The organism is Flavobacterium sp. PLA-DH12, assembly GCF_059511845.1.
In genome coordinates this window covers 241,585-257,354 of record NZ_JCAMPD010000006.1, presented here as the reverse complement: position 1 = coordinate 257,354, position 15,770 = coordinate 241,585, and the positions used below count along the sequence as shown (strand labels likewise).

Sequence of the window (15,770 nt, the reverse complement as noted above, 5' to 3'; positions counted from 1 at the left end):
CGTTCCTTTGGTTAAAATATAAAGTTAAATGTAAAAAACTATCAGTTCTTTGTTTAGGGACATTTAAGGCCAAATGCTTCCAGAGATTTCCAAATCTAAGCAGCGCTGCTGATAATAGGATATATTGTTTTTTTAAAAGTAATTATAAGAGCCAATACTTATGGAAAACAAAAATACAGCCAATCCCCGCAAAGGAGGCAGGCATCCTAAAGCAGATCCTGCCGTCCATCGCTATTCGATCAGTCTTACAGCTGAGGAAAATGCAAGATTTCTGACTCTTTTTGAAGCATCAGGCATGAATGTAATGGCGCATTTCATTACGGCGTGTATTTTTCAAAAAGGAATCAAGACAGTTAAGATCGATAAAGCAGCAATGGATTATTATATACTCTTAACTGCCTTATTCGGGCAGTTTCATGCTGTTGGGGTTAATTACAATCAGGTTGTGAAAATTATGCACCGCAATTTTTCCGAAAAGAAAGCTCCGGTATATCTCTACAGATTGGTAAAAGAAACAATAGAATTAGGTGTTTTATGCCAAAAGATTATCCAGCTTACAGCTGAATTTGAAGAGAAGCATCTGAAAAAATGATTGCAAAAATAGGAAGAGGAAGCAGTTTGTACGGAGCATTAGCCTATAATTACCACAAACTTGAAAAAGGCAGCGCACAGGTTTTATTTACCCAAAAGATAATCCAAGCTCCTGACGGCAGTTATTCTGCAGGACAGCTTTCCCGTTCTTTTGAACTACACTTATTGGTTAACAGAAAAACAGAAAAGCCGATACTTCATATCTCTTTAAATCCTGATCCTAAAGACAATGTAAGTGATACTGATTTTGAGAATATGGCACAAGTCTATATGAGGCAGATGGGCTACGGAGATCAGCCCTTTGTCGTATTCAAGCATACTGATACTGGCCGTGCCCATATACATATCGTATCAGTCTGCGTTGACGAGCAGGGCAGGAAGATATCAGATAAATTTGAAAAAAGGCGTTCGATGGAAGTCTGCAGGACACTGGAAAAACAATACGGTCTTATATCGGCAGTAGAGAAAAAGCAAGAGGCGCACAACCCAGCATTCAAACCAGTTGACTATAAGACAAGAGATATAAAAAGTCAGATGGCTTCGATACTGCGCTATCTGCCTAAATGTTACCAGTTCCAAACTTTTGGGGCGTATAATACCGTGCTTTCCCTTTTTAATATTACTGCCCAAGAAGTCAAAGGCGAATATAACGGAATTCCAAAACAGGGACTGGTGTATTTTGCATTGAATGAGCAGGGAGAAAAAGCAGGCAGTCCTTTTAAGGCTTCGCTGTTTGGCAAAAGCGCAGGTTATGTACAACTGCAATCCCAATGCAGCCATAACAGGATAAAACTAAAAGATAGTCCCGTTAAGGAATCAGTTAAAGACAGGATCGAATCAGTAATACGTACTGCATCAAACGAATCCGAATTTAGAAAAAAGCTAATGGAGGAAAAGATCAGTATTGTTGTACGGCGAAATGCTGGAGGACGTATTTACGGCATCACTTTTATAGACCACAAATCCCGCAGTGTATGGAACGAATCAGAGCTGACTAAAAACCTCTCGGCCAATTCATTTAACGACTGGTGGAATAATAATAAGAAACCTGAAAATCCAGAACATAAAAGCAGTGTTTCCGAAAAAGATGTTGTTATGAAACAAGAGACTGGCCAATCGCCTGACATGTTTGACTTTTTAAGAAATGAAAATATGCCCCATGCTTATGAACAAAACAGTTTTGACGTATTGGGCGGTTTATTGCCGCAGGCGCAGGCAGAGGATTACGAGGAACAGGCATTTGAAAAAAGGATGAAACGAAAGGTTAAACGCAGAGGATTGTAGGCATAAATTTGAGTTTCCTGCTCACCAAAGAATAAGCTGTATTCAAGAAAAGGCTGGTAAAATTTCTTATGATCCAGTATTTTAATATATCTATGATCTCTGTTCATTTTTTATTTCAATAGATAGTTTGTCTTCAGTTATTACCTGAAAACAAATTTGTATAAACGTAATGCCATTGAGAGACAAAGAAAGTAAATAGCTACTAATGTCTATATGGCTTCAAAATGCATTTATATATTTGTTTCTTAAATGTATACGAAAGCTGAATAGGTAGAAATATCTTGTGCATACAACGAATAGTAAAATATAAGGAGTCGGTAGATATTTTTATTTATATAATGGTGACTAAATTTTAGGGGCAATGAAAAGTGGTAAGGTTATAAAGGACTTAAATGCTATATTAAAATTTGATGAAAGGCTCCGGTTAGTAGAAAATCTAATTAGTGTAAGTGACCGGCAAAACAAAATCCAGTCCGTTTTTTCAAATGAAAAATGTAAATCCTCTTATAACAAAATTGACTTTGCCCAGCTGTTCTATATTTTGATGGATGAAGGTTTGCTGTTTTTTGATGGTGCAGACGAAAAAAGCAATAGAAGCAAGTTCCAGTTTTTTCTCGAAAATAATTTTACATATGCTGGCGATGGGGGACGGCAGTCGAAAATCAAGTCAATCAGCAGGCAGTTTTCCGAATGTAAGGGCTACACATATAAAGAAAAGCAGATTGCATTTTTAGAAGATCTTATCAGAACAATGCAGGATAGGAAAAGAAGAATTGAGGGATGGTAAGACCTTGCATAAATAGTTTATTGTCAAATTTAAATTCTTAGCGATGACAAAAAAAGAAAGAAAGCTCTCTTTTGTTATGAGAGTAGAACAATTAATAGAGCCTGTACTTTTAAGACTGGAAACAATTGATTCAAAAATCAGCCAGGGAAAAGTCTTAAGACCTGAATACTACAGAAATGAGGATTTAAAAAAGATGTTCGGGCTGTCCAATAACACTATTATAAAATACAGACAGACCGGAATTCTGCCCTACACTAAGCTGGGTGATATTTTTTTGTACGACAGCAGTAAGATCGATAAAATACTTAAAAGCAACCAATCATAATTTAGCATTTAATTAGTTACCCAGATTTGAAAAAAAGAGATTAAAATAGATTGGTAACTAAAAAAAGTAATCATTTTTCAATCAAGGTTCTATACCATGTCAAATGAAAAAGCCTTTAAACAATAGTGTTTAAAGGCTTTTTGTTTTTAAAAGTCACATTTTTGACTTCATTTGGCGGAGGAAGAGGGATTCGAACCCCCGGACCTGTTACAGTCAACAGTTTTCAAGACTGCCGCATTCGACCGCTCTGCCATTCCTCCAGTAAGACGCAATCATTTTCTCATTGCGGGTGCAAAGATAAAATGTTTTTTGGATTGTAGAAATTTTTTTCATACTATTTCTAGAGAAATATTATCTAAAGTGAATAGTAGGGAAACTTTCAGCAGTGTAGAGGTCTGTATATTGTTGTGTAATTTTACTGAAGTGCATATTAAATTTGAGCTAGCACACTCTTGCGATGAATTAAAAAATATAATATTTTATTTTTCTGCGCAAAATCTTTGCGTACATTTTAAATAGCTTTGAATTGTTAATCAGTTAAAAAACAGTATTTATGGGACAATCAATTACATACATGGAAAAACTGTTCAATGGGTACGCCCTAATGGACCTTGCCTACCGGGATTATATTGCATCCCGATTCCTGCTTAATAACCACTTTATAGTTCAGGGGCTTACTCTTGCAAGCACTGCGGTCGAAAAATATTTAAAAGCGGTGATTGTTTTTAATCTTGAAGAGAGAGCAAGATACAATTTTCATTTTGATAAATTCAGGCACCTTAAGAATCTACTATCAAAAGTAAACAATGACATTACTGAAGGCTTTGATCCGCTTTTTTTGGAAATTTTAGGAGATGCATTTAAGATCAGATATTACGATAAAATTGAAAATCCAATTTATATGGGTTTTTACATCAATCAGTTTGTAGGTGAACTGGACTGGACTGTTGATTTTATTGAAAATTTTATAGCAAAAACCCAAAGCGGCGGACAGTCTATATCGCCGTACACTAAAGCAGTTCAAAATAGGGATCCACATCTATATACAAATAATTTTGTTCTGCATAAAGAGAATAAAAAAGATTTTATGGAAAAGCCTGATGTCGGGTTTTCGATTTACATTAGTATTGGATCTTCAGTGCATCGCGAGAATGTGGTTAAAGGGGGAAGCACCAGAAATAAGTATGAGGGCCGGATAGCAGAATTTACTGAATTTGGTCGAGACTATCTATAAAGTTAATCTATCACCGGGCAAAACAAATTACTAGAACATTGGTTTCTGTTATAAACAAAATCTTATGAAAGAACATTTAGAAGAAATAGAGAAAGTTTTTACTTTTCGATCAACATTAAATAAGGAGACAGATAGAGGTTGTGCGCTAATGGCGGCATCATTTTTAGAAAGTGAACTTACTGACTTACTGAAGGAAAAGTTAGTTGGTACTAAAAGCGAACTGAACAAATTATTTGAATTTAATGGCCCTTTAGGAACTTTCTCTTCAAAAATTAAAATTTGCCATAGTTTAGGATTTATAAATAAAACTACTATGAATGATCTCGAGTTGATAAGGAAAGTAAGAAATGAATTTGGACATGATCATAATCCAATTGATTTTTCAACTGAAGCTATCAAAAATAGAATTGATAATTTACGAAGTAATTTTTTTGTTTCAGGAGAAGTTAGACCGAGATTTATATTTACAAATTCTGTTGTTGGAATATTAGGAACATTAATCGGGTCTAAAAGATTAATTAAACCATTTAAAGAATTTGCTCTAAAAGAACCATCTGAAGAACTTAAAAAAGCGACTAAGGAAATGGCTTTCAAGTACGCTGATGAGGTAATACAAAAAATAGAAAATGATAGAAAAAAAGTTACGTAAAAGAAACTGAAAATAGTGTTATTTATAGATACGACATATTTTTAGTTTTTATTAGTTAGTTAGTTAGTTAGTTAGTTAGTTAGTTAGTTAGTTAGTTAGTTAGTTAGTTAGTTAGTTAGTTAGTTAGTTAGTTAGTTAGTTAGTTAGTTAGTTAGTTAGTTAGTTAGTTAGTTAGTTTTGATTTTTGATGACTACAGAGGAGGCTAGTTAAAAGGTCTTTCATTAAGAAGGGAAAATATTTAATCCGGTAACAATTATTTTTAACTGCGCAAAATAACTGCGTACTGCTTAAGTATCTTTGATCTTGTTTAGTAATAATATCTAAATTTGATACCGTAATTATTAATGCTTTATTGCGAGACTTTAAAATAATAACTTATATGAAAGAAATAAATTATTTAGAACCTGATGAAATCTGGGAAATATTTAATGTAAAATCTGAGCATGATTTTAGAGAAAAGTATTTACTAGAAGGGAAATTCCATTCTTTAGTTCCTGAGGTGATAATTAATGATTACAAAGTAGTTGAAAGACTTATGTATTATAGCTATTTTAATTATCCATTAATAGATGAAGCATTTTCGAAATCGACACGAATTTTTGAAGCAAGTGTTACCTTAAAACTAGAAATTTCAGGTTTAAAAAGAGATGGCTTTGAATCATTGCATTCAAAACTTACACGATTAAAAGTATTAGTTTCGAATGATTTATTTGAACAATGGAAAATAGCAAAAAAGTTCAGAAATGATTTTGCACATCGTGAAGCAGGTGCTTTAATGGGTATTATTCTGATGAATGCCTTTAAACATAACTTGAACCTAATAAACTCAATTTTTCTTGAATCTTCAACTATTTTAAATAAAGAAAACAATCTTAAAAATATGCTTCTACAGAGCGAGCATTTAGCAAAAGGCTTATTTATTTTAGATTACAAGAATACAAAGATATTAATATCTGGAGCAAGACCTTTTTCAACTGGAATTATAAATAACTTAGGTAAATCACTATGGGTTTTTATTCCTATTACAGGTAATAAAATTATACAACAGGTAAATGATTTTCCTCCTTCATTAATTCTAAAATTAGAAAATGTAGAAATTAATGAGAAAGGGTTAAAGGCGACAGATACTGAAACGAAAGGAGTAATTCAGCTTACAATAACTGAGAATGCTGAAAATGTTGAAAAATTCAATCTACACAATAAACGAATTGCAGAAATCGAAAAGATTTCACCAGATATTAGTTTAGAGTATATGTCAATGTTAAAACATAAAACAACAAAAGAAATTGCAGATTTTCTATATAAAGATTGGTAAATGTACTACAGTTAAATGTTGTTGCAACGAATTTAGATAGTGACTTAATAACTTCTAAACTTATAAAACATATAATGAATAAATTTTAGTCGATAAGTTTGCGTGTGAAAATTGATCTATATTGTATTTCTTATTTGTACTTATTTAAAAGGCCTCTAAAAAATATTTATACCTTTTATAGGTGAAATAAAAAAGTGGTAGTAATTAAGATCGATGTTCTAACAAAAATAGAAGACGAAGATAAGGGTGCAAAAACACACCCTTACTTATTTTTATAAAATTTCTTTTTAGCCTAATACAGTTTAGATCTTAATGTCAAACATTATTGGAATTCGCCTAATATGATACAAAAAGGTCTCGGCTAAATGTTTTTATAGCTATACTTTAGTAGTTCATTTACGTGGTAGAATTTAGACTTTCACTTACATTATTTTTAAAATCAATTTTTGTCTTCTTCAAAATTTGCCAGTTCTTTTTTGACTTCTTCAAGTAGCTGTTGTTCAGTTGGGAGGTATAAATGATACTGGCTCGCAATTATACTTTTGTTGCTTTCAGGTAATGTGAATTTTACTACTCCGTCATTTTTATCTGCACACAGCAATATTCCAATAGTAGGGTTTTCATTGTCGTTTTTTTCAATGCGGTCATAATAATTGACATACATCTGTAATTGGCCTATATCCTGATGGGTAAGTTTGTGCGTTTTGATTTCTATTAAAACAAAACATTGAAGTAATCTATTGTATAAAACCATGTCGACAAAAAACTCATCTCCGTCGATATGTATCCTTTTTTGTCTGGCAACAAATGAAAATCCATTTCCTATTTCTAATAAGAACTCCTGAAGATGAGTGATAATTGCCTGCTCCAAATCTTTTTCATAGTATGCGGCTTCACGTTTCAAACCTAAGAATTCCAAATACATTGGATCTTTTATAATTTCCCGTGCATCTGAAGGTAATTTTTCATTTTTGGCTACTGCCAATACGCTTTCTTTATCACTGCTTATTAAAAGTCGTTCGTATAAACTGCTGTTTGTCTGGCGTTCCAGCTGGCGCGATGTCCAATTGTTTTTAATGCTTTCAGAAATATAGAAGTCTCTTTTTTCCTGATTAGCAATGGATATTAAAAGCTTATATTGTGTCCAGTTCAATTGCGTCCGCAGTGCGGACGCAATTGGAAAAGTTCTGTAAAATTGGCGATATCGTTCTAACTGCCTTACTGAAAAGCCAGTTCCGTACTGCGGCTGTAATTCTTCTGCAAGATATTTAATTAAATAAGCGCCATAGTCGGCTCTTTCTTTTCCCTGCTGTTCTTCCTCGAAAATTCTTTTTCCGATGGACCAGTACATTATGGTTCTTTCATTATCGATAGCTCTAATTGCACGCTCTTTTGAGGTTTCAATTATTGTCTTTATATCCGGAATTATAGAGTGGTTTTTTATCATTTTTTTAAAGGTAAAATTTAGGTTTTAATCTACATACAATAAATAATAAGAGCAGACAAATCAAATAAGCTGATGAATAAGTAAATAATATACTGTATAACAAATATGCTGTTGATAGCTATAAGTATTATGGAAAGAACAGGAAGTTGTCCCATCGGTTTATTTAGTTGCCCAACAAATATTTATTTAATTTTGTGCTTTTAATGAATTAACGTTCTAAGAGAGGTTTCAAATCAAGAAGCCTCTTTTTGAAAGTATTTTACCTAAATTTAGATTTCAGTTTCTCCATGTCTTCCATTATGTTAACATCCAAAACTTTTGCATAATGCTGCGTCTGCTTAGTATTGGTATGTCCCATCATTGCTGATACATTTTCCAGTCTTACTCCATTTCCTAAAGTAACTGTGGTTGCAAAAGTATGTCTTGCAACATACCAGGTAAGGTGTTTGTTGATGCCGCAGACATCAGCAATTTCCTTAAGATAGGCATTCATTTTCTGATTGGAAATTTTTGGTATAAGACCTTTCTGCTGATTTTTGTATTTAGAAATAATTTTCTCAATGGTAGGCAGTACCGGAACATTGGCTCTAACAGTAGTTTTTGCTCTGGTGGTCATAATCCACAAATTTCCATTTGAATCTGCAGATAAGTTTCTTTCAGTGAGCTCCAAGGCATCAACAGGCGCATATCCTGTATAGCAGCTGAAAAGAAATATGTCCTTAACCTTTTCCAGACGGGGAGTTGGAAATATTTTATTCTCAATTGTGTTCAGTTCCTGCTGGGTTAGAAAAACGGCATCTTTTACGCTTAGTCTGCCGTCATAAATATTGAATGGGTTTTTTATGATCAAATCCATTTTAATGGCATAATTGCAGGCAGTTTTATACATTTTTATATACTTTACCACTGAATTGTTTTTGATGCCTGTCTGTTCTTTAAAACTGCTTTCGTATTTAAGGAACTGCTCCAGTTTAAAGACAAATGAGCTTGATATCTCAGATGCTGGCAAGTCTTCCTTTTTATAGTTGCTATTGATGAAACTCAAAAGCAAGTCTTTTGCTCTTTTATACTTCTGCAAAGAAGCTGGTGCGCGCTCTCCTGAGTTGACTCTTTTGGTAAAAAATAGGGTGTAAGTGTCCATAATCTCAATTATGGTTGGGCCTTCAGGCTGGTCGATTTTGACTTTTCCTGTGAGTTCAGCTTTTAATAATTGAAGATTAACCTCAGGATCAATTCTGAAGAGTTCAGTAAATTTTTTGGCTGCATTAAGTTGGAAAAGATCAAGTAGATTTTTGATTACTATTTCCTTTTCAATTTTAAGCGGATTTCTTAGGTTATTAGTGCTGGTCCATCTTTCTTTTGAGATGGCTTGACCGGTTGACATTGAAACATTTTTGTTGTTGTAGTTCAAACGGGCAAAGATAGGGGATTCACCTGCCTTATTGATTTTGTCGGATTTCTGGTAGAAAAGTACTTTTAACATGTTATCTAGTTTTAAAATTAATAATCAAATTGAATTAAAAATTTTAAGAGAGCCCATTGATAGCAGGGAATTCCCGGGGAATTCTTTCTTTTTAGTTACCCTTTTTTTGAGAAAAAAGATCAAAAAAAGATAGGGTAACTAATAGGGTAACCATTCTTTGATAAAACATGTGCTTTTTGAAAAGTGTGTAAAAACGAAAAAGCCTTTAAACACTAGTGTTTAAAGGCTTTTGACTTTTAAAGTTTCTTTTGAAACTTCTACTGGCGGAGAAAGAGGGATTCGAACCCCCGGACCTGTTACAGTCAACAGTTTTCAAGACTGCCGCATTCGACCGCTCTGCCATTTCTCCAGTATGTCGCGATCATTATCTGATTGCGGGTGCAAATATAAGACGGTTTTTCGGTTATAAAAACTTTTTTTGGACTTTTTTTTAAAGTTTTTTGAGATAATTTTCAAGTGTCTAATTATCAGTATTTCCGAAAGTGATATTTTTTTTAAATTAATCTAAATCGTCTAAAATTGGGGTTGGTTTTTTATGTTCGTCAACTGCAACAAACGAAAAAGTTCCTGAAACTACTGTTTCGCGAAGCTCAGAATACATTTGTTCCATAAAAATATCAACATGAATTTTACAGCTTGTTCTTCCAACGCTATCTACTTTTGCTACTAATTCGATTAAAGTTCCCGCAGGAATCGCCTTTTTAAAGTCAATTTGTCCTGTAGAAATTGTAACTACTTTTTTACGACTGAAACGTGTTGCACAGATAAAAGCAACTTCGTCCATTAAATGAAGAGCAGTTCCTCCAAATAAAGTATCGTAATGATTTGTTGTGCTAGGAAAGACCGCTTTAAAAATACGAGTTTCTGATTTTTGAATTCTTTCTTCTACTGTCCCCATATTAGTAATTAACGTATTCTGTAATTTCAAGTCCGTATCCAATCATGCCGACACGTTTTGTTTGCTCTGTATTCGAAACCAATCTAATTTTAGAAATATCTATGTCATGAAGAATTTGTGCTCCAATTCCGTAATCTTTGCTGTCAATAATAACTTTTGGAGCTTTTAAAGTTCCGTTAGCTTGTAATGTTTTAAGTTCAGAAATTCTGTTTAAAAGATTAACCGCAGTCATGTCTTGATTGATAAAGATAACGGCACCTTTTCCATTCTCATTAATCACTTTGAACATGTCGTCCAATTGCTGTTCAGCATTATTAGTCAGCGTGCCTAACAAGTCGTTATTTACTTGTGAAGAGTGAATTCTTGTTAAGATAGGTTCGCCAAGATTCCAAGTTCCTTTAGTTAAAGCGATATGAATTTGTTTGTTGGTGGTTTGCTCGTAAGCTCTTAAACGGAAAGTTCCGAAACGAGTCTCAATATCAAAATCTTCTTTTTTAACGATTAGGCTATCGTGCTGCATTCTATAAGCAACCAAATCTTCAATAGAAACTAATTTTAAATCAAATTTCTTTGCCACTTTGATCAATTCTGGCAAACGTGACATTGTTCCGTCTTCGTTTAAAATTTCGCAGATTACACCAGCTGGTTTAAATCCCGCAAGACGTGCAAAATCAATAGCTGCTTCTGTATGTCCTGTTCTTCTTAAAACACCGCCTTGTTTAGCAATTAAAGGAAAAATATGGCCAGGACGAGCTAAATCGTGAGGTTTTGTATTTGGATCAACTAATGATTGAACTGTTTTTGATCTATCGGCAGCAGAAATTCCAGTTGTTACCCCTTGACCTTTTAAATCAACAGAAACAGTAAAAGCAGTTTCCATGTGATCTGTATTGTTGGTAACCATAGCGCGAAGATCTAATTCCTTGCATCGGCTTTCTGTAAGCGGTGTGCAAATTAAACCACGTCCGTGAGTAGCCATAAAGTTGATCATTTCTGGAGTTACTTTTTCGGCAGCAGCCAAAAAATCACCTTCATTTTCTCGATCCTCATCATCGACTACAATGATTACTTTACCTTGACGAATATCTTCTATAGCTTCTTCAATGGTATTCAGTTGTATTTTTGTTGTTGACATAATTATTTTTGCTTTTGAGCAGATGAAAACCGCTCAGAGATTTTCTGAATTAGTTGTGAAATTGGGGTTGTGATCGCATCAAAATTAATCAAACCATTATCGTTTGTAGCGCGATAGGTTAATAATATGGCAAGTGGCGACAAGATAAAAGAAGACATCCAAGATCCCATAAATGGAGTCATACCGCCTTCTTGAGATAATCTTTTTCCGAATGTATTGATGAAATGGAAAGTAATAAAGATTAAAACAGCAAATACAATAGGAAGGCCAAGTCCTCCTTTTCTAATAATAGCGCCAAGCGGAGCTCCAATAAAGAACATTAAGAAGCAGGCAAAAGCAATAACAAACTTCTCGTATAATGCATTATAATGTTTATTGATTTCTCGCTCTTTGTCTTTTAAATCTTTCTGCGTCGTTTCTATAGAATAAATATTACTGGTAATATTGCTTCCTGCCATTTTTAAAATATCAACTTTGTCTTTATTAGAATAAATAGACAAAACATCGTTTGGAAGCGGTTTCTTCTTGATATTTTTTTGAGTATTTTCATAGAATCTTTTAATTCCAACACGCTGATTGATGTTTTCAGAAAAGGAAACTATTTCGTTATCTAAATTTTTACTCAATGAGTCTAAAGTATAGCGCAATTCATTAACGTTTAGCATTGCATTTGTTCCTGCAATACTTTCTTTACTGTCATCGACTTTGTTTAGTTCAGATAAATCGATATTGATAATCTGTGTCTTAAATTTTCCTTTTATAAAAGGCATTTTCGCACGATCCTCATATTTTTTTGGAGTAACATCTTGGTAGTAATAACCGTCATTTAATACCAGTTTTAAAATGCTAGATTTTTCATTGCTTACAAGTTCCCCTGTTTTAGCTTTAATCACGGTTTTGTTTTCGCCCAAATTATTCGCTTTCTCATGAATAGTCACACCAGTCAAGTGATTGCCGTTCTCGCCAGATTTTTTGTTTACTTTAATATTGTAAGTGCCAACATCGTTAAACTGACCCTCGGCAATTGCCATAGCCGGTTTTGCTTGAGCAATGTTCTTTCTAAAATTGACAAATTTGTATTCGGCATAAGGAATTACATTGTTTGCAAACCAAAATGCAACAATACTTAAAACGAAAATAAAAATAATTAGCACTCTCATTGCTCTTTGCAGCGAGATCCCAGACGATTTCATGGCTGCGAACTCATAATTTTCGGCAAGATTTCCGAAGGTCATGATCGAAGCTAATAAAACCGAAAGAGGTAAAACTAACGGGATAATTCGTGGCATAGAAAAAAGCAGGAATTTCACGACCAATATTAAGTCGAGATCTTTACCTGCTAGTTCTGAAATAAATAGCCATACTGTTTGCAGTATGAATATGAAAAATAAGATTACAAATACCGTAGTAAATGTAAGTAAGAATGTTTTTAATAAGTATTTGTCTAGAATTTTCAACCTTCTAATTAATCTAATTTATTGATGTAGTATTTCGGGTATTTACTCGCTACAAAGGTAAATTGATTTTTTGATAATGGCTGATTGGTTTTAAAAGAATTAACGGTTAAAGTTGTTTTTGTTCCGTTTTTTCCAGTTTCAATCAAATTGTAGATGTGTTTTGTCTGAACGTCAACACCTAACAAAATTTCTTTTCTTTGGTCTTTTCCGCTAGTTGGAACCAATTTGATGTATTGAATTTTTCTTCCTTTTACATTCTGAACAATGTCCATGTTGTATTTGTAGCCAGAATTAAAGAAAGTAAGCATTTTTGAAGGAGTGATTGCATTATCATCTTTCTCGTTTACTTTAGAAATAGTAACTTCTTCGTCTTCAGGAACAATAGTGTATGTTTTTTGACCGTCAAAAATTTTAGTAACGCCCATGAAATTTAAAACATATTGGTTTCCTTTCATTGTTACGTTTCCTTTACTGTCTTGATTGATGTTTTCTTTGGCATTATTCAAAGAATATTTAAAATCGATAACAATATTGTCGTAGCTTTTTATTTTAGAAGTTACTTCGTTCAATAAATCTTTCGCTTTTTTATCTTGCGCCTGAATAGAAGTGAAGCTCAAAAGCAAAATGATTGCCATTTGGAAACACTTTTTAGTCATGTTTGTGATAGAATTGTTGTTGATTTCTTGAATTTTTGCTTTCATGATTGGATTAATTTTGTTCATTATTAAAAAATTGATCAAGAGCATTTAAATCTAAAATGTTTACACTGCGTGCTTTACTGCCTTCAAACGGACCAACAATACCTGCTGCCTCAAGTTGATCGATCAAACGACCAGCTCTGTTGTATCCTAATTTTAATTTTCGTTGCAATAAAGAAGCAGAACCCTGCTGTGCATTGACAATAATCTCTGCCGCTTCTCTAAATAAAGTATCTCTTTCAGAAATATCTATATCAAGATTAATGCCACTTTCTTCTCCGACAAACTCTGGAAGCAAATAAGCTGTAGCATACGCTTTTTGTCCTCCAATAAAATCTGTAATTTTTTCTACCTCTGGGGTGTCAATGAAAGCGCATTGTACACGGATTACGTCGTTTCCGTTAGTGTATAATAAATCCCCGCGTCCAATAAGCTGATCTGCGCCTTGAGTATCCAAAATAGTTCTAGAGTCAATTTTAGAAGTCACTCTAAATGCTATTCTGGCAGGGAAATTGGCTTTAATTAAACCTGTAATAACGTTTACAGAAGGTCTTTGAGTTGCAATAATTAAGTGGATACCAATGGCACGGGCTAATTGAGCTAAACGCGCAATCGGAACTTCAACTTCTTTTCCGGCAGTCATAATCAAATCGGCAAACTCATCGACAACCAAAACGATGTAAGGTAAAAATCGGTGTCCAGCCTCTGGATTTAGTTTTCTAGATTTGAATTTTTCGTTGTATTCCTTAATGTTACGAACCATCGCATCTTTTAATAAAGAATAGCGATTATCCATTTCGACACAAAGTGAATTTAATGTATTGACAACTTTTGCATTATCGGTAATAATAGCATCTTCAGTATCAGGAAGCTTGGCTAAATAATGTCTTTCAATTTTATTGAAAAGCGTAAGTTCTACTTTTTTTGGATCGACCAAAACAAATTTTACTTCTGCTGGATGTTTTTTGTATAACAATGAAGTTAATACGGCATTTAATCCAACAGATTTTCCTTGTCCAGTTGCTCCAGCCATCAATAAGTGAGGCATTTTGGCAAGGTCGACAACAAAAGTTTCATTTGAAATGGTTTTTCCTAAAGCAATTGGTAATTCCATTTCGGCCTCTTGGAACTTCGCAGCTCCAATAACGCTTTTCATAGAAACCATAGTAGGGTTTTTGTTCGGAACCTCAATACCGATAGTACCTTTTCCTGGAATTGGCGCAATAATACGAATTCCTAGTGCTGATAATGATAAAGCGATATCGTCTTCTAAACTCTTAATTTTAGAAATTCTAATTCCGGCTTCAGGCACAATTTCATATAAAGTAACCGATGGGCCAACCGTTGCTTTAATTTGTGCAATTTCAATTTTGTAGTTACGAAGTGTATCTACAATCCTGTTTTTATTTTCTTCTAATTCTTCCTGATTGATAGTAATTCCGCCAGTCGAATATTCTTTTAATAAATCGATGGTTGGAAATTTGTAATTGGATAAATCCAAAGTTGGATCAAATAATCCGAAATCGGCAACTAAGCGAGAAGCCAAGTTTTCTTCGATAATATCTTCTTCTTCCGCTTTTTCAATTACAAAAGCTTCATCGGGAGAAACTAATGGCAGTTCTTGTTTTGGAGTAATTGGCTTTAAAACTGGATTTAATTCAATTTCAGACGAATGAGAAATAGTTGGCTTTAAAGCTTCTTTGTTAAGTTCGAATTGCGTGTCAACTGTTTTGATGTGAATGTCATCTATTTCAGGATCGCTTTCTACTTCTTCTTTAATAGCAAATTCTTCTAAATTGTACGCGCTTTCAGGTTGATTTACAGCTGGTTTTAAAGTGTCTAATTCTGATTTAAATTCTTTTTTAGTAGAATCAAAATACGATTGAATTTTTTCTGGCGATAATTTGATTTTGAAAATCAGATAGATAATTAAACCAAAAAGAAGTGTAAGCAATGTACCTGTTTTTCCGATATAATCTTGAAGGAATATGTTCAATTCGTAACCAATTGTTCCGCCTAATTCTGGTGCAGAAGTAGCAAAGAAACCAAACAGTACAGAAACGATAATAATGGCAAAAATATCCCAGAACCAGGTGTTTTTTAGTTTTTGAGTTGAAAGCTCCAATGCCAAAAACATTCCGGTTAGGAAAAATAGACGTACGAAAATAAAAGACGCAAGTCCGAAACCTCTGTAAATAATTAAATCGGCCAAATAAGCCCCGAATTTTCCGAGCCAGTTCTCAGCAACTTCGGTACGATCACCAAGCTGATTCACGACACTTTGGTCATTTTGCCATTGTCCGTTTACATAAAAAGAAATAAATGCGACCAATAGTGCAATAGAAAAAAGAACCAAAAGACAGCCTAAAACAAATCTTTGCTGTTTAGACATCTTAAATGATCTTTTAACTCCTTCCTGTTTTTCGTTTTTTTTATCTACAGTTTCTTTTTTATTTTTTGCCATTC

At 33.7% G+C, this 15,770-nt stretch carries 14 protein-coding genes and 2 tRNA genes; 7 read left to right on the top strand and 9 right to left on the bottom strand.

Annotation, left to right across the window (positions count from 1 at the left end):
- The first annotated feature begins 160 nt into the window (after positions 1-160).
- The 4 genes from mobA to AC5ZCW_RS14070 all read left to right on the top strand — a co-directional run bounded on the left by mobA (position 161) and on the right by AC5ZCW_RS14070 (position 2,987).
- A complete protein-coding gene (mobA, locus tag AC5ZCW_RS14085; protein ID WP_496120537.1) occupies positions 161-592 on the top strand; it encodes a conjugal transfer protein MobA in 432 nt (143 codons plus the stop codon).
- Positions 589-1,875 (top strand): conjugal transfer protein MobB, encoded by a 1,287-nt coding sequence (gene mobB, locus AC5ZCW_RS14080; RefSeq protein WP_496120535.1) that lies wholly within the window; start codon positions 589-591, stop codon positions 1,873-1,875. Before mobA ends, mobB begins: the two co-directional genes overlap by 4 nt.
- A 361-nt stretch (positions 1,876-2,236) precedes the next feature.
- Positions 2,237-2,662: a hypothetical protein gene (locus AC5ZCW_RS14075; protein ID WP_496120533.1), complete on the top strand. Its 426-nt coding sequence runs from the start codon at positions 2,237-2,239 to the stop codon at positions 2,660-2,662.
- A 43-nt stretch (positions 2,663-2,705) separates the two neighbouring features.
- Positions 2,706-2,987 (top strand): helix-turn-helix domain-containing protein, encoded by a 282-nt coding sequence (locus AC5ZCW_RS14070; RefSeq protein WP_496120531.1) that lies wholly within the window; start codon positions 2,706-2,708, stop codon positions 2,985-2,987.
- Between the two features lie 172 nt (positions 2,988-3,159).
- Here the strand turns inward: AC5ZCW_RS14070 and AC5ZCW_RS14065 are convergent.
- Positions 3,160-3,247 (bottom strand) — tRNA-Ser (locus tag AC5ZCW_RS14065).
- A gap of 293 nt (positions 3,248-3,540) precedes the next feature.
- On the opposite strand from AC5ZCW_RS14065, the gene AC5ZCW_RS14060 reads away from it, so the two are divergent.
- The 3 genes from AC5ZCW_RS14060 (at position 3,541) to AC5ZCW_RS14050 (ending at position 6,186) form a co-directional block, all read left to right on the top strand.
- Positions 3,541-4,221, top strand: a complete 681-nt coding sequence (locus tag AC5ZCW_RS14060) for a hypothetical protein (protein ID WP_496120529.1) — start codon at positions 3,541-3,543, stop codon at positions 4,219-4,221.
- A gap of 64 nt (positions 4,222-4,285) precedes the next feature.
- A complete protein-coding gene (locus tag AC5ZCW_RS14055) occupies positions 4,286-4,870 on the top strand; it encodes an MltR family transcriptional regulator (RefSeq protein ID WP_496120527.1) in 585 nt (194 codons plus the stop codon).
- Between the two features lie 380 nt (positions 4,871-5,250).
- Complete coding sequence (locus AC5ZCW_RS14050; RefSeq protein ID WP_496120525.1) at positions 5,251-6,186, top strand: hypothetical protein; 936 nt, start codon at positions 5,251-5,253, stop codon at positions 6,184-6,186.
- A 439-nt stretch (positions 6,187-6,625) separates the two neighbouring features.
- Here the strand turns inward: AC5ZCW_RS14050 and AC5ZCW_RS14045 are convergent, their stop codons facing one another.
- The 8 genes from AC5ZCW_RS14045 to AC5ZCW_RS14010 all read right to left on the bottom strand — a co-directional run bounded on the left by AC5ZCW_RS14045 (position 6,626) and on the right by AC5ZCW_RS14010 (position 15,768).
- On the bottom strand, positions 6,626-7,633 hold the full coding sequence (locus tag AC5ZCW_RS14045) for a PDDEXK nuclease domain-containing protein (protein ID WP_496120523.1): 1,008 nt from the start codon (positions 7,631-7,633) through the stop codon (positions 6,626-6,628).
- Positions 7,634-7,892: 259 nt separating this feature from the next.
- The gene (locus AC5ZCW_RS14040) at positions 7,893-9,116 is read right to left on the bottom strand and encodes a site-specific integrase (RefSeq protein WP_496120521.1); all 1,224 of its coding nucleotides are present in this window, start codon (positions 9,114-9,116) and stop codon (positions 7,893-7,895) included.
- Positions 9,117-9,377: 261 nt separating this feature from the next.
- A tRNA-Ser gene (locus tag AC5ZCW_RS14035) sits at positions 9,378-9,465 on the bottom strand.
- Between the two features lie 150 nt (positions 9,466-9,615).
- Positions 9,616-10,014, bottom strand: a complete 399-nt coding sequence (locus tag AC5ZCW_RS14030; RefSeq protein WP_095931760.1) for an acyl-CoA thioesterase — start codon at positions 10,012-10,014, stop codon at positions 9,616-9,618.
- 1 nt (position 10,015) lies between these two features.
- Entirely contained in the window at positions 10,016-11,149 is a 1,134-nt protein-coding gene (gene ribB, locus AC5ZCW_RS14025; protein WP_343542556.1) for a 3,4-dihydroxy-2-butanone-4-phosphate synthase, read from the bottom strand.
- Between the two features lie 2 nt (positions 11,150-11,151).
- On the bottom strand, positions 11,152-12,606 hold the full coding sequence (locus AC5ZCW_RS14020; RefSeq protein ID WP_343542554.1) for an LptF/LptG family permease: 1,455 nt from the start codon (positions 12,604-12,606) through the stop codon (positions 11,152-11,154).
- Positions 12,607-12,614: 8 nt separating this feature from the next.
- Positions 12,615-13,241, bottom strand: coding sequence for an outer membrane lipoprotein periplasmic chaperone LolA1 (gene lolA1, locus AC5ZCW_RS14015; protein ID WP_462676712.1), 627 nt, complete (start codon positions 13,239-13,241; stop codon positions 12,615-12,617).
- A 73-nt stretch (positions 13,242-13,314) separates the two neighbouring features.
- Positions 13,315-15,768, bottom strand: a complete 2,454-nt coding sequence (locus AC5ZCW_RS14010) for a DNA translocase FtsK (protein ID WP_496120518.1) — start codon at positions 15,766-15,768, stop codon at positions 13,315-13,317.
- Positions 15,769-15,770 lie beyond the last annotated feature (2 nt).

What these genes read in the sequence shown, in the direction of transcription:
- AC5ZCW_RS14075 (WP_496120533.1), top strand. Translation starts at nt 2,237, where the DNA reads ATGAAAAGTGGTAAGGTTATAAAGGACTTAAATGCTATATTAAAATTT.
- AC5ZCW_RS14010 (WP_496120518.1), bottom strand. Translation starts at nt 15,768, where the DNA reads ATGGCAAAAAATAAAAAAGAAACTGTAGATAAAAAAAACGAAAAACAG.
- lolA1 (WP_462676712.1), bottom strand. Translation starts at nt 13,241, where the DNA reads ATGGCAATCATTTTGCTTTTGAGCTTCACTTCTATTCAGGCGCAAGAT.
- AC5ZCW_RS14060 (WP_496120529.1), top strand. Translation starts at nt 3,541, where the DNA reads ATGGGACAATCAATTACATACATGGAAAAACTGTTCAATGGGTACGCC.
- AC5ZCW_RS14045 (WP_496120523.1), bottom strand. Translation starts at nt 7,633, where the DNA reads ATGATAAAAAACCACTCTATAATTCCGGATATAAAGACAATAATTGAA.
- AC5ZCW_RS14070 (WP_496120531.1), top strand. Translation starts at nt 2,706, where the DNA reads ATGACAAAAAAAGAAAGAAAGCTCTCTTTTGTTATGAGAGTAGAACAA.
- AC5ZCW_RS14040 (WP_496120521.1), bottom strand. Translation starts at nt 9,116, where the DNA reads ATGTTAAAAGTACTTTTCTACCAGAAATCCGACAAAATCAATAAGGCA.
- AC5ZCW_RS14030 (WP_095931760.1), bottom strand. Translation starts at nt 10,014, where the DNA reads ATGGGGACAGTAGAAGAAAGAATTCAAAAATCAGAAACTCGTATTTTT.
- mobB (WP_496120535.1), top strand. Translation starts at nt 589, where the DNA reads ATGATTGCAAAAATAGGAAGAGGAAGCAGTTTGTACGGAGCATTAGCC.
- AC5ZCW_RS14050 (WP_496120525.1), top strand. Translation starts at nt 5,251, where the DNA reads ATGAAAGAAATAAATTATTTAGAACCTGATGAAATCTGGGAAATATTT.
- ribB (WP_343542556.1), bottom strand. Translation starts at nt 11,149, where the DNA reads ATGTCAACAACAAAAATACAACTGAATACCATTGAAGAAGCTATAGAA.
- AC5ZCW_RS14055 (WP_496120527.1), top strand. Translation starts at nt 4,286, where the DNA reads ATGAAAGAACATTTAGAAGAAATAGAGAAAGTTTTTACTTTTCGATCA.
- mobA (WP_496120537.1), top strand. Translation starts at nt 161, where the DNA reads ATGGAAAACAAAAATACAGCCAATCCCCGCAAAGGAGGCAGGCATCCT.